This is a genomic window from Paenibacillus sp. MDV22-iso6, from assembly GCF_058408365.1.
In genome coordinates this window covers 1226212-1238498 of sequence record NZ_JBZVDZ010000001.1, presented here as the reverse complement: position 1 = coordinate 1238498, position 12287 = coordinate 1226212, and the positions used below count along the sequence as shown (strand labels likewise).

The following is a 12287-nucleotide window of genomic DNA, read 5'->3' as shown; positions in this document are numbered from 1 at the left end:
AATAAAAAGAGATCATGTTTGGACGATCTCAACACTGAAAACCGGAGTGAAGAAAAGAAGAAAGAGACTTTTCGTTTGCGAGTGTAAAAAGATAAAAGGAGCTGTCATTAGCACAGCTCCTTACTCAAAATCTAAATTTCTTTGAGGGTTATTTTAGTTCTTGTGATATAAATACTGGTTTCGCTTTCAAATGCTGAATCCGTGCCAAGGATAATCCACAATTCTCCCTTCGCATCCGTTTTCACGAGAAAAGGTCGGTTTTTATTATTGAACGTTTTTACTTCATATGTTTGATCTGTAGATGTACTCTTCGATAAATTTCCGAGCACAAAAGCATCTTTGCCTTCTTGAGACTGCTGGCCCTTATCGATATTCATTTGATAGAAATAATCCTTATTTAGAATCGATTTGGGTTCTTGCTTAGTTACTCCAGCTTTTACATACACACTCTCTCCTGGAGAACCACCAGCACCCATACTATCCTTCGCTGCGTTAGTCGCAATATCAAAATCAAAGGTTACAAGATAGGTCTGATTTGGCTTTAATTTAGATGTCTTATCTATTTTTTTCTTCACGAACATGAATAAATCATCACTACGATTAACACCACTCAGGTACAGCCCCCTTTGATTCATATTGATTTCTTTCGGTAGTGAATTAAACGAATAATTCAGTTTATAGATTGAACGATCCTTTTTGGGGTAATCTGCGAATCCGGCGGACCATTGGTCGCTATTCTTAACAAAATCTGATGTTATGGTAATTTCTTTACCCAATGAAATTTTTGAATCTAAATCAATTAAAGACACGAATGAGACATTATTTAACAGCTCAATTTGTCTTTTTGTGAGATTTGCAGAGAATCCTTCAAGAACTTTGCTATACGTATTTTTGATGTGGAACTTACCAATCTTCTTCTCTAAATCCTTATATTCTTTATCACTGAGATGTTTGTTGAAAATAACGATACTCGGAATTTGATATGAGAGCTTAACATTTTTTAGTTTATTGTTCAGTTGCTCTGAAATCTTCATAGGAAGAATGTGGATTTCCTTAGTTGAATTAAGTTCTGCCGCATCGGAACTGTTAAAGTTAGTAAATGACAAAGCTCCTCCAACTATAATCGTTGCGGCTAAAGTTAAGGCTATTTTTTTGTTACGAGTGTTCATATGTTTTCCTCCTAGGATGTATTCAGCACCTCTAACGGAGCAACATATCAAATTGTTGCAAAAGAGAAAATAAAGTAAATTTCATTACAATTTTAAAATAAATAGTGTTAGTTTCTTGAGTGCAAAATGGCAAGGAATGGGGAGGCACTTATATTTGTCTATCCTAATGTCTTAGTGAATTACTAATAATATGAGATTATATCTATATATATTGTATTCAAAAAAACGCTATGCTACAGTGGCTTAACGAACGTTCGTTAGGGAAATTGGGTATGACGTCATGCCAGAGATTAATCAATTCATAAATACTGATAAATTAATAAATAACTAAATACGAGGTGTGTGTATTGTAATGAAAAAACTTTTATATCTCTCCATAATCAGCACAATATTAAGTAGTTTTCTTTTATCGTCGAGTTATGTTTCAGCGGGTTCCAACTCCAAAATAGTTTTGGGATACTATGCTCAAGATGAAAATGCTTATGACTCTCTTATTACTAATTATTCTCACCTCACTCAAGTTTCCACAGATTCATTTACATTCGACTCGAAGGGTAAAATTGTTGGTTCTGCCCCCAAGGAAGCTATTTCTTTTGCTAATAAGAAAAATATCGAAACGTTTGCAGCGGTTTCCAATTGGCAAGGAGATTACTTCAATGCGGCACTAGCTCACAAAATTGTAGGCGATTCGAAAGTAAGGAAAGAGGCTATCAAGAGTATTCTTAACCTAGTTAAAACGAATCAATATAAAGGTATTAATATCGACTTTGAGAATATTGAGGCTAAGGATCGTAAAGCTTTCAGTAGTTTTATTGGAGAGATTTCTCAAACGTTACGACCTAAGGGATATCTCACAATGGTATCGGTTCCAGCTGAGTTTGAAAATGATCCTACTAATAGCTGGTCAGGTGCCTTCGATTACAAGGAATTAGGCAAGCATGCTGATTATATTCAAGTTATGACTTATGACCAGAATGGTCCATGGGGACCTTCTGGACCAGTAGCAGGTAAAGATTGGATGGAGGCTGCCATTCAGTACACTATATCTGAAATTCCTCTTCAAAAAGTAATTATTGGAGTGCCAGCTTATGGATATAATTGGAATGAAACGAAGAAGAATGGAGATATTATAGCTCTAAAAGAAATCCCTGCTTTGATTGCTTCAACAGGCGCTAAACCAGAATGGGATGAGTCTTCGTCTTCAATATCTCTCCGCTATCAGGCAGATGATGGTTCAAAACATGTGGTTTGGTACGAAAATGCAGCAAGTATCCAGGAAAAAACTCATTTAACAATAAAGTATAATCTCGCGGGTATCTCCATCTGGTCTATGGGAACAGAAGATTCAGGGTTCTGGGAAGCCATATCAGCTGGATTGATAGAGTAAAGTATAAGATGAGTTGGTATGGATCATCTAAGCTAATAGATGAATAGATTTTGATTCTTGCCTATTCGCAAGCATCAAAATCTATTTTTTTTTATAAATCAATTAATGGAGCAGTATTTAAAACAATTAAAGTGAATTAAACCAACGTATGTTGTGGTATTCATAAGGCTAACAACGATGTTTTATACACGTTTAACAGACTGTGTTCAGAGGGGAAAGTCGAGGGAAAAGAACATTGTTCCATTGTTTGGCAACATAATATAGTTGTATTGCGTTCATTTAAGTAAGTACTTTAAAGGGGAGGATTATAATAAAAGTAAAATATTTATATTTTATTCTCAACATTATACTGATTATTCTAACATCAGCTTGCTCCAGCAGTTTGACTAGTTCAGGTTCACAGGAGGATCTTACTGGACCTTATCGCGTAGCGTTGGATGAAGTGATTTCAAATGATACAGCTCTTAATGCCGATATGGAGTACATTTCTCTGGTTTGGGAAGAGGGAGTTATTTTGAAAAGTTCTGATAAACAAGTTATTGAAGAATACTTACAAAAAGAATATAACATCAAGATTTATAACTACAACTATGAACAATTAATAGAGCAAAAGTTATATGAGCAGGGGAAAACGATGCTTAAAGGCATTCTTCTAACCATTGAAAAGCAGAAGCAATCGATCAACCCAGATGAGATGACTATTGAGGTTAGTAAGTATCGTTCAAACGAGGGATCAATCTCTTTAGACATGATACTTGCTTACCAGCAAGGGCAATGGAACGTCGTTAAATATGCTATGATCAGAGAAAGTTAGGGAACTTTATGTCAATGTACAAAATGTACATACTTCACGCCATCCGATCTGGGAAAAAAGGAGAATACCCCCTATGACATCATCACAGAAGGAGTCTTATGTGTCTCATGAAACTCGCCTTACCCGCTATGCTATCGTGTCCACTGCCGTAACATTGCTCAGTGATGAACAGCTTCGAGAACGAGTAGAAGATGCTACGGGTCTTGATACTGGCATTGGTGGTGCAACGGTTTTGATGCAGATTGAGGAAACGCCCATCTTCGTGAAAATAATACCACTTACGGAAAAAGAAAGGCTCACTGAAAATGCCATGTCCACGAAAAACGTTTTCAAACTTCCTCCATATTGCCAGTATGGCATAGGTTCTCCAGGTTTTAGTGTGTGGCGCGAGGTTGCAGCCCATACCATGACCACCAACTGGGTGCTGGCAAATCACTGTGCGAGTTTTCCGTTAATGTACCACTGGCGGGTGTTAAAAAGTCCAGAACGACGAACTCCAATCTCTGATGAACTGAGCGATGTTTCCCGTATGGTTGAGTTTTGGGATACTTCAAAAATGGGTGACCGTATTGAGGAACTTGAACAATCCGAGTACAGTGTTGTACTGTTCTGTGAGTACATTCCCTACAACCTGCACGACTGGCTTTCCGAACAGATTGCTATTGGTGAGAGTAAAGCCGCTTCAGCACTGTCCATGGTGGATTTGAATCTGCGATCCGCTGTCTCCTTTATGAATGCAAACAAGTTACATCATTTCGATCTCCACTTTAAGAATGTTTTAACCGACGGAAACCGTGTTTATATTTCGGACTTTGGTCTTGCGACGTCTTCTCGGTTTGAACTGTCCGATTCTGAATTGAATTTTCTTGAAGTGAACAAGACTCATGATGGGTGTTATGTGGTAACAACGTTAGTGAACTGGCTTGTAACGGCATTAGTTGGCACGGTAAACCGAACTGAACGTATAGACTACATACGCCGTTGTACTGAGCGCGACGAGTTGCCAGAGATGATGGATTCAGCAGCAAAGATTATCATGCGGTACGCTCCAATAGCCGTAGTGATGAATGATTTCTACACTAATCTCGTTTCGATGAGCAGAACTACGATTTTTCCAGTTGAGGAGATTGAACGGATCTGTAGTAGTAAGACTAACTAGACCAGACGGAATTCCAAAGAAGAGGTAGAGATGATGAATACATTAAAATGGCTTCAGAACTGGTATTATGAAAACTGTAATGGAGATTGGGAACATTCATATGGTGTGAAAATTGATACAGTGGATAATCCCGGTTGGTCTATTGAAATCAATTTGGCGGAAACTTATTTAGAGGATACGCCATTTGATTCGATAGAAGAAGAGAGAACTGATGAAGATTGGTTCTACTGTATTGTGAGGGATGGAGTATTTCATGGTGCAGGCGGAGCAACGAATCTAGAAGAGATACTGATTCACTTTAAAAATTGGGCTTCAAGCATAGAAAGATGATAATTACGGAAGTTATCGATGTGTTCTATCGCGCTGCCCTAATCTTGTTTTAGGACACTAGTGCCAAATAAAAAAACAATAACATTACTGATTTGATGATTATTTAATAAAGTTTCGACTGCATTACACCTATACGACTTCAACTGGAAAAATTAAACTGACCCCTCCGCTATTTTTAGCGAGAGAGGCCCGTTACTTGTCAATTGCAGTACTTATATGTTGTGCATGCCATCCAAAACAGCGATCAAGATGAAGAGTCGTTACTAGGCGATCTGTCAATTTTTTTGGTTCGTTCCGCCAGTTCAGTTATTGACTTAATATCTTGATCAGTTAATAGATCTAGAAAATACTTGCGTATTGCCTTTGAGACTATGGGAAGGGCTTCATCCAAGGCTGACTTTCCGACGGGAGTAATAATGACTTGCACACCGCGATCTGTGTCCAGTGGTTTCCTCAGAACTAGACCTCGTTTTTCCATACGCGTTAGATGATGAGATAGTCGGCTCTTATCCCAGTCCATCGAGTCAGCTAATTCCTGTTGGCGAAGTTTTCCATCCCCAAATTGGACTAAACGATCTAATACTCCAAAATCACCTTCTGATAGTCCTGTATATTCAGACATTTCTTTTACAACGTGGCCAAAGACTCGTTTAAAGGAGCCTTTCCATGTATTCCATAGTCGCATTTCGTCGTCGTTTAGTTCATTAATATCCATGCCAATATAATACCATGGTTGACACGTCAACCACAAGATGGTACAGTTTGTTTTGTTAGTTGACATATCAACCAAGGGAATTGAATTTGTCTTTAGGTTGATATGTCAACCTATGAAAATTATAAAGTTCTGCAAAGGATGTAAAGGAAGGAGTGAAAAATGCATAAACCTGTCGCCTTGGTCACTGGGGCAAACAAAGGAATCGGGCTTTAAATAGCGAAAGTTCTCGCGTCACAAGGCTTTGCGGTACTCTTCGGCTCGCGCAATCTCGAAAAAGGGGAGGCAGCAGAGAAAAGTATCGGTGAAGATGCTCGTGCTCTACAGCTCGACGTCACGAATCAGGATTTCATCTCAGCTGCTTCAGCACGTATTCGCAGCGAACTCGGCTCTCTTGACGTGCTTGTTAACAACGCGGGTATATCATCCGCAGGTCTGCCAGGTAGGCCACTGGAGGAAGTTGGAAGGACCGCTCCCCAAGCATCGCGTCTCTCGACGAGATACGCACAGTTTTCGAAACGAATGTGTTCGATGTAATTGCTGTCACGCAAGCAATCCTGCCACTTCTGATTGAAGCAGCAGCGGAACGTATTGTTAACGTGTCAAGCGGCTCGAGTTGGTTGACTTCATCCCAACGGATCTTAACAATTTTGTGACTCAACAGAAGATCTACAGATAATATAAGGCGTAACGCCTACAAATATAAGGAGTGTGTTATTAAATGGAATATGTGAAACTGGGACAAAGCGGTTTGGATGTTTCGAAGTTAAGTCTTGGAACCATGAGCTTCGGCGTACCTGAACGCGGCAATACCCCATGGTCATTGGATGAAGAGGACAGCAGAGCGATCATTAAAGAAGCAGTCGAAATGGGCATTAATTTTTTTAGTACTGCTAATATGTATTCGGATGGAACAAGTGAAGAATTTCTTGGACGTGCATTAAAGGATTTCGCCCGTCGTGATGAAACCGTCATTGCTACAAAGGTATTTGTTCCGATGCGCAAAGGTCCGAATGCAATGGGACTTTCCCGTAAAGCCATCATGACCGAAATTGATAACAGTCTAAAAAGGCTTGGAACGGACTACGTCGATTTGTACCAGATCCATCGGTGGGATCCTAATACACCAATCGAGGAGACAATGGAGGCTCTTCACGATTTAGTTAAGGCGGGAAAGGTTAGATATATCGGAGCATCCTCCATGTTGGCATGGCAATTTGCGAAAGCGCAGCATGTCGCGGAGCGCAATGGCTGGACACGTTTTGTTTCCATGGAAAATAGACTCAACTTGCTTTATCGGGAAGAAGAACGAGAAATGCTCCCCCTTTGCAAAGATGAGGGCGTTGGCATCACTCCTTACCTGCCTTTGGCGGCAGGCCGGTTAACCCGGGACTGGAATGAGCAGACCTCGCGATCCGAGAACGACCAAATAGCAAAAGCGTTGTTTATTAAAACGGAAGAAGCTGATCGCAAAGTTGCTGAAAGAGTAGCAGAAGTTGCCGCTAACCGAAGGATTCCGCGCGCACAAGTTGCTCTTGCATGGTTGCTGCAAAAGGAAGAGGTCACAGCACCAATAATCGGTTCGACCAAAATCAGCCATCTTGAAGATGCGGTTTCAGCGTTATCGGTTAAATTAACGTCTGAAGAAATTACCCGTTTAGAAGAACTTTATATACCACATGCATTAGTATAAATTGGACACATATCCTTTATTATGATACCGTTCTGTATCGATATCCTCACCAACAACATCGATTCTATAAGCTAAAACTTTTGTAATAAACTCTTCTTGGATGCGATCCTTGAAGAGTTTATTCGCTTTTTCGATGTGACAAGCAGTTGAAGACATTTGGGAGCCGATTAAAAAAACGGTAAACCTGGTTTCAGGCATACCTTATAGGCAAAATGGCGGGGAACTTTCTGGAATAACCTCTAATCTATTGAACATGGATTGAATGATCGTTAGCGCAAAAAATACGGTTAACAATTAACACGAGTTCAGCTGTATTAGAGAGGGTTTTTCCATTTTGCGGAGGATAAGAAGTGAAAAGGGTTGTACCTCTCGGGCATAGAAGGCACGCAATTACTGAGTGCCTTTATTTATGATTGGGTATCAATCTAATTTATGCCCGAAAAAAAAGAGTACATAAATAATTTTACTAATTAACATTTTTACTTTTCACATAATTTATTTTTTTGACTAGAACAGCACCTCAGTTGATTTACAGTTCCAGTATATTATTATCGAGACCGTAAATGTTCGCGGCGTAAAGTCCGTTTTGCCGACCACAGCCTCCAACCCGTAAGTACTGCAGCTACTAAGCATATTGAAGCGGAGGTCATGAAAACCACGTGCATGCCCGATAGAAAAAGATCGGGGCGGCCCGGCACAAGTCCTGTAACCCTACGACCAGCCAAGTTGCTCATAACACCAAATAGGGTAGTAGTAGCAACCGTAATTCCCACGACCATGCCCATATTGCGGACGAGCGAGTTAATGCTCCCTGCAATTCCGAGCTGGGTTTTGGGCACTTTCGACATTACCAACGAGTTGTTCGGTGATTGAAACAAACCGCTGCCGAGACCGAGCATACCAATCCAACTCCCAACCAGAATGATAGAGCTGCCGCTATGAAGTCGTGCAAGTCCGACTTGAGCGATAACCATCACAATGAGTCCTGCAAAAGTGAGCAGCTCGGAACCAATTTTGTCCGATAGTGCGCCACTGAGTGGAGCTACGATCACCATGACAATCGGAAACAGCATTAGCAGGAGCCCAGCATGGGAGGGTGTAAGATTCAAAATACTTTGCGTATAGAACGGTGCGATGATGTTAAAACAAAAGTTGGCCACAAATACCAGAAAGCCGCATAAAATGCTTAAGCTGAACAGCGGATTTTTAAACAGGGTAAGCTTTAGCATGGGTTCTGGTTTACGAATCTCAACGAAAAGGAAAATAACAAAAACAATGGCGGAGATGATTAATGCAGCGACGATCCGCATATCTCCATAACCGACCTGCTGCCCGAGCAGTAGACCTGAAAACAAAGCTATGATAAATAGAGGGAATAGCAAACCCCCGGCCTTATCAATACGGACCTTCAGTTTGGTGCGATCAGCAGGAAGTACCTTCCACCCAATCGCAATCGCGATCAGCCCAACCGGAATATTCACCAAAAATATATACTCCCAACCCAGTCCGGATACGATAAAACCGCCCAGGCTCGGTCCAGCTATACTGCCAAGGGAGACAAATGTCCCGATCAATCCCAATGCTTTTCCACGTTCTGTTGTTGGGAAGATGTCTGTAATGATGCCCTGGCTGTTGGCCATCGTCATCGCTGCGCCCAGGGCTTGGAGTAGTCGTGAACCCAGGAGAAGCGGCAGGCTGAAGCTGAACCCACACAGAAGGGAACCAAGCGTGAAAATAATCATACCCCATTTGAACACTTTAATTTTACCAACAATGTCTCCAAGCTTACCGAAAAAGAGGATCGCTGCACAAATGGTCATCAGGTAAGCTGTGACTATCCATTCCGCTTCAGCGACTGTCAGATCCATCCGCTTCGCGATAACGGGCAGAGCAATATTGACGATGCTGCCGTCGAGCGTCGACATAAATGTAAATAAATTCAGGACTATCAGGATGATCCAACGCCTTTTCTGGATAACTGGGTCATCTTGATAAGTAATGAAACGATTCTCGTCTTCCAGTTTCAGTTTCACTAAATAATCACTCCTTACTATCGTCAAAAACAATTAGTTGCATTAGCAACTAATTTGGTTTTGATTATACTTTAAGTTAGTTGCATACGCAACTTGCATGAGGTAAAATTTTTGGATACAAAAGATTTTAAGGAGGTACTGGGTTGAAGAAACCTTCGATTGGCAAAATGTTGTCCTACGTTCATCGTATTAACCAAAAAGAATTGGCTGGTATATTAAAACCATTTGATATCGGCGGGGGCGGGCACCACAGTTATCTTAAGGCGATCTTGTCGAATCCCGGGCTTAACCAGGACCAGCTCACAAATGAAGTGAAGTTCGATAAAGCGACTACAACGCGTTGCGTCAAGCAGCTAGAGGAGGCTGGGTACGTTTACCGTTCAGTGGATGCTCGCGATCGTCGTTCTTACCTGCTTTATCCAACGCAAAAAGCGAAAGATTTCGAACCTGTGCTGAAACGGATTTTGGATGAGTTCAGCCTTCAGATGACGAATTGTTTGTCCGAAAGCGATAAACAGCAGTTTGCGGACCTGCTGAAAAAAATTTACGACAGCAAACAGGGCTAGATTATCAAGTTCATAGCAACTGACGCGGATATTGCCGGAAAAGAATGGATCATAACCACGACCGGGTATCTGGGAATTGCCAGAGTGATCGGTATCATGATCCCGGCTCTGTCAGTCGTAGCCACGATTTGCCTGATCGTACTGCTTGTCGGCATGTTTCCGGCCTGATTGAACGGGTTTGTAAAAAAGCTGGGTTCGATCCGTTATACCCAGATTGGGTTTGTGGGTATATTAACTGCAATAGAGATAGCCCAAAATCCGCCCACACTAAATCCTAAAATAACTATGCTTGAGCTGAGCTTATGGCGAGAAGTTAATATTAATGTTGAAAGTATTCCTCGATTTCAATAAAAATATTTTATTTTCAGTATCGTACTTAACGTGAAATTCAAACACAACAAATAAATGTTCCAGTATGCTAAATTCTCCGTCTCTTTAATTCCCTTTACATAGCAGCAGTTGATTCAGCTACATTGTTTTTCTTTGTCAGCGGCTTTTTCCTCAGTGTTCGATCATATAAATAAGGTTTTCCGTGATATTCCCATGCACTCTTTTGCTTCTCCTTTTTATGTATATCAACTTTTATCTCCAAATTAGCAACATGACTCTGGAATTCAGCGGCTGGGAAGATTAGGGTTGGTGAAAGAAGAGAACGGTCAGGGGGCAGGTTAGTAAAAAAATGGCTGATTTCTCCAAATGACGTTAGAATGGTTATAAGCCAATATTAGAGGAGGAAATCCATGCTTGATATTAATCGAATTATAGAGCTTATTCCCCATAGATATCCCTTTCTTTTGGTCGATAGAATCTTAGAAATTGTTGAGGGAAAGAAAGCTGTTGGAATCAAAAATGTGACTTTCAATGAACCTTATTTCCTTGGTCACTTTCCCGATTATCCTGTCATGCCTGGAGTCTTGATTGTAGAAGCACTGGCACAGGTGGGTGGTATCGCTATGTCCAACGTAGAGAGTAATAACCATAAGATAGGGTTACTGACTGGTATTGATAATTGTCGGTTCAAAAAGCAAGTAAAACCAGGGGATCAACTCCATCTGGAATTCGAAGTGACCCGAGCCAAGGGACAGATTGTCAAAGGAATAGGCATCGCAAAGGTAAACAATGAATTGGTTTGTGAAGCAGAAATAATGTTTGCATTTAATTCTATTGAGGCATTCAACTAACGGGCTGGTTAGCGCAAAGATATGATAAAATGAAGTTTAAAGATATTTAAAAGCAAGGTGGGATGTATGATGATAATTCGCTTGGCCACGTTGGAGGATGTGCCTCAGCTTGTTCAAATGCGTTGGGACTTCTCGGAAGAGGAAAGTGTGGATACTGCGGTCACATTTGAGGAATTTAACCAGGTTTGTAGTGATTTCTTGGTGAAAGCTATCAAAAGTGGAGATTGGTATATTTGGATTGCAGAGATTAGTGGAAGTCTTGTCTCACATATGTATATGCAATTAATACATAAAGTTCCGAGGCCAGGGAAATCACCAGATCCTTATTACGGTTACGTTACGAATGTTTATACTCGCCCTGCTTTCAGGAATCTAGGTATCGGCTCAGAAATTCATAAAGCTATGGAAAAATGGTCAAAAGAAAATGAGGTTGAGTTTCTTATACTTTGGCCAAGTAGTGAGAGTGTAAAGTTTTATTCAAAAAATGGTTTTTCTCGATGTGAAGAAGCTATGGAAAAGCACTGGGATTGAGCAGTAGGTAAGAAAAATGAATAACAGCTGATCAAAAGATATAGAGACTCCCTGACTGATTTTATGGAGGTGTAAGTATGGGATATAAAATTTCGTTCATTGAATTTTCCCGAAAACATTGACATGTGCACACGAATGCATATAATGAATTCAGGGGGTATGACAATGGGATTAAATCTTGATCCAAATAAATGTAAAAAGCTGATAGAAGACAATATTGATATTGAGTTTTTTCGAGCGGTACTTGATCCAGTGCGGAGTGAGTTGTTAATTTTTCTTTCTGCAAATGGTGAAATGACAATCGGTGGTATTGCAGAATATTTTCCACAGAATCGTTCAGTTATTTCTCGGCACCTTGACTTCATGAGTCGTTTTGGTATCGTTCAAAGGAGAAAAGAAGGGCGAGAAGTTTATTACAAAACGAATAACAATTTCATTGTAGATAAATTTGAACAAACAGCTAACAATATGAAAGCACTCATGAATTTGCAATAATGCAGTGCTTTTTATATTAATATATATATGCATTTGTACACACGTATACACGATAAAGAGGTTTATTTTAATTCAATCAAAGATGCATGATCTGGATTATCGGAATATGAAGTGAACTTGCAGGGTACTTTTATAACTTTTCCTCTGTTGATATTCAGATAACGGCTAACAATATGAAAGCACTCATGAATTCGAAATAATGTAGTGCTCTTCATTT

General features: G+C 40.3%; 14 protein-coding genes. 11 read left to right on the top strand and 3 right to left on the bottom strand.

Translation table 11 applies throughout. The features are described 5' to 3' along the window. Positions 1–131: 131 nt before the first annotated feature. A complete protein-coding gene (locus tag AC4PM4_RS05270) occupies positions 132–1169 on the bottom strand; it encodes a hypothetical protein (protein WP_491612922.1) in 1038 nt (345 codons plus the stop codon). Between the two features lie 352 nt (positions 1170–1521). Between AC4PM4_RS05270 and AC4PM4_RS05265 the strand changes: the two genes are divergently transcribed. The 4 genes from AC4PM4_RS05265 (at position 1522) to AC4PM4_RS05250 (ending at position 4859) form a co-directional block, all read left to right on the top strand. Next, positions 1522–2556 (top strand): glycosyl hydrolase family 18 protein, encoded by a 1035-nt coding sequence (locus tag AC4PM4_RS05265; protein WP_491612921.1) that lies wholly within the window; start codon positions 1522–1524, stop codon positions 2554–2556. A gap of 433 nt (positions 2557–2989) precedes the next feature. After that, positions 2990–3370 (top strand): hypothetical protein, encoded by a 381-nt coding sequence (locus AC4PM4_RS05260; protein WP_063563729.1) that lies wholly within the window; start codon positions 2990–2992, stop codon positions 3368–3370. A gap of 73 nt (positions 3371–3443) precedes the next feature. Further along, positions 3444–4529 (top strand): protein kinase, encoded by a 1086-nt coding sequence (locus AC4PM4_RS05255; RefSeq protein WP_491612920.1) that lies wholly within the window; start codon positions 3444–3446, stop codon positions 4527–4529. 33 nt (positions 4530–4562) lie between these two features. After that, positions 4563–4859: an immunity 53 family protein gene (locus AC4PM4_RS05250; RefSeq protein WP_063563731.1), complete on the top strand. Its 297-nt coding sequence runs from the start codon at positions 4563–4565 to the stop codon at positions 4857–4859. Between the two features lie 244 nt (positions 4860–5103). Here the strand turns inward: AC4PM4_RS05250 and AC4PM4_RS05245 are convergent, their stop codons facing one another. Next, a complete protein-coding gene (locus AC4PM4_RS05245; protein ID WP_063563732.1) occupies positions 5104–5574 on the bottom strand; it encodes a MarR family winged helix-turn-helix transcriptional regulator in 471 nt (156 codons plus the stop codon). A 213-nt stretch (positions 5575–5787) separates the two neighbouring features. Between AC4PM4_RS05245 and AC4PM4_RS05240 the strand changes: the two genes are divergently transcribed. The 3 genes from AC4PM4_RS05240 (at position 5788) to AC4PM4_RS05230 (ending at position 7264) form a co-directional block, all read left to right on the top strand. Continuing rightward, a complete protein-coding gene (locus tag AC4PM4_RS05240; RefSeq protein WP_491613084.1) occupies positions 5788–6108 on the top strand; it encodes an SDR family NAD(P)-dependent oxidoreductase in 321 nt (106 codons plus the stop codon). Then, positions 6096–6227, top strand: coding sequence for a hypothetical protein (locus AC4PM4_RS05235; protein WP_256336254.1), 132 nt, complete (start codon positions 6096–6098; stop codon positions 6225–6227). The genes AC4PM4_RS05240 and AC4PM4_RS05235 overlap by 13 nt, the downstream gene beginning before the upstream one ends. A 65-nt stretch (positions 6228–6292) precedes the next feature. Next, positions 6293–7264: an aldo/keto reductase gene (locus AC4PM4_RS05230; RefSeq protein WP_491612918.1), complete on the top strand. Its 972-nt coding sequence runs from the start codon at positions 6293–6295 to the stop codon at positions 7262–7264. A gap of 548 nt (positions 7265–7812) precedes the next feature. Here the strand turns inward: AC4PM4_RS05230 and AC4PM4_RS05225 are convergent. Then, on the bottom strand, positions 7813–9297 hold the full coding sequence (locus AC4PM4_RS05225) for an MFS transporter (protein WP_491613082.1): 1485 nt from the start codon (positions 9295–9297) through the stop codon (positions 7813–7815). A gap of 143 nt (positions 9298–9440) precedes the next feature. On the opposite strand from AC4PM4_RS05225, the gene AC4PM4_RS05220 reads away from it, so the two are divergent. The 4 genes from AC4PM4_RS05220 (at position 9441) to AC4PM4_RS05205 (ending at position 12070) form a co-directional block, all read left to right on the top strand. Beyond that, the gene (locus tag AC4PM4_RS05220) at positions 9441–9863 is read left to right on the top strand and encodes a MarR family winged helix-turn-helix transcriptional regulator (RefSeq protein WP_063563734.1); all 423 of its coding nucleotides are present in this window, start codon (positions 9441–9443) and stop codon (positions 9861–9863) included. Positions 9864–10603: 740 nt separating this feature from the next. Then, complete coding sequence (gene fabZ, locus AC4PM4_RS05215; protein WP_090806731.1) at positions 10604–11044, top strand: 3-hydroxyacyl-ACP dehydratase FabZ; 441 nt, start codon at positions 10604–10606, stop codon at positions 11042–11044. A gap of 69 nt (positions 11045–11113) precedes the next feature. Then, positions 11114–11575, top strand: a complete 462-nt coding sequence (locus AC4PM4_RS05210; protein WP_491612916.1) for a GNAT family N-acetyltransferase — start codon at positions 11114–11116, stop codon at positions 11573–11575. Positions 11576–11740: 165 nt separating this feature from the next. Next, the gene (locus AC4PM4_RS05205; RefSeq protein ID WP_064637734.1) at positions 11741–12070 is read left to right on the top strand and encodes an ArsR/SmtB family transcription factor; all 330 of its coding nucleotides are present in this window, start codon (positions 11741–11743) and stop codon (positions 12068–12070) included. Positions 12071–12287 lie beyond the last annotated feature (217 nt).

What these genes read in the sequence shown, in the direction of transcription:
- AC4PM4_RS05270 (WP_491612922.1), bottom strand. Translation starts at nt 1,169, where the DNA reads ATGAACACTCGTAACAAAAAAATAGCCTTAACTTTAGCCGCAACGATT.
- AC4PM4_RS05265 (WP_491612921.1), top strand. Translation starts at nt 1,522, where the DNA reads ATGAAAAAACTTTTATATCTCTCCATAATCAGCACAATATTAAGTAGT.
- AC4PM4_RS05255 (WP_491612920.1), top strand. Translation starts at nt 3,444, where the DNA reads ATGACATCATCACAGAAGGAGTCTTATGTGTCTCATGAAACTCGCCTT.
- AC4PM4_RS05250 (WP_063563731.1), top strand. Translation starts at nt 4,563, where the DNA reads ATGAATACATTAAAATGGCTTCAGAACTGGTATTATGAAAACTGTAAT.
- AC4PM4_RS05245 (WP_063563732.1), bottom strand. Translation starts at nt 5,574, where the DNA reads ATGGATATTAATGAACTAAACGACGACGAAATGCGACTATGGAATACA.
- AC4PM4_RS05230 (WP_491612918.1), top strand. Translation starts at nt 6,293, where the DNA reads ATGGAATATGTGAAACTGGGACAAAGCGGTTTGGATGTTTCGAAGTTA.
- fabZ (WP_090806731.1), top strand. Translation starts at nt 10,604, where the DNA reads ATGCTTGATATTAATCGAATTATAGAGCTTATTCCCCATAGATATCCC.
- AC4PM4_RS05210 (WP_491612916.1), top strand. Translation starts at nt 11,114, where the DNA reads ATGATAATTCGCTTGGCCACGTTGGAGGATGTGCCTCAGCTTGTTCAA.
- AC4PM4_RS05205 (WP_064637734.1), top strand. Translation starts at nt 11,741, where the DNA reads ATGGGATTAAATCTTGATCCAAATAAATGTAAAAAGCTGATAGAAGAC.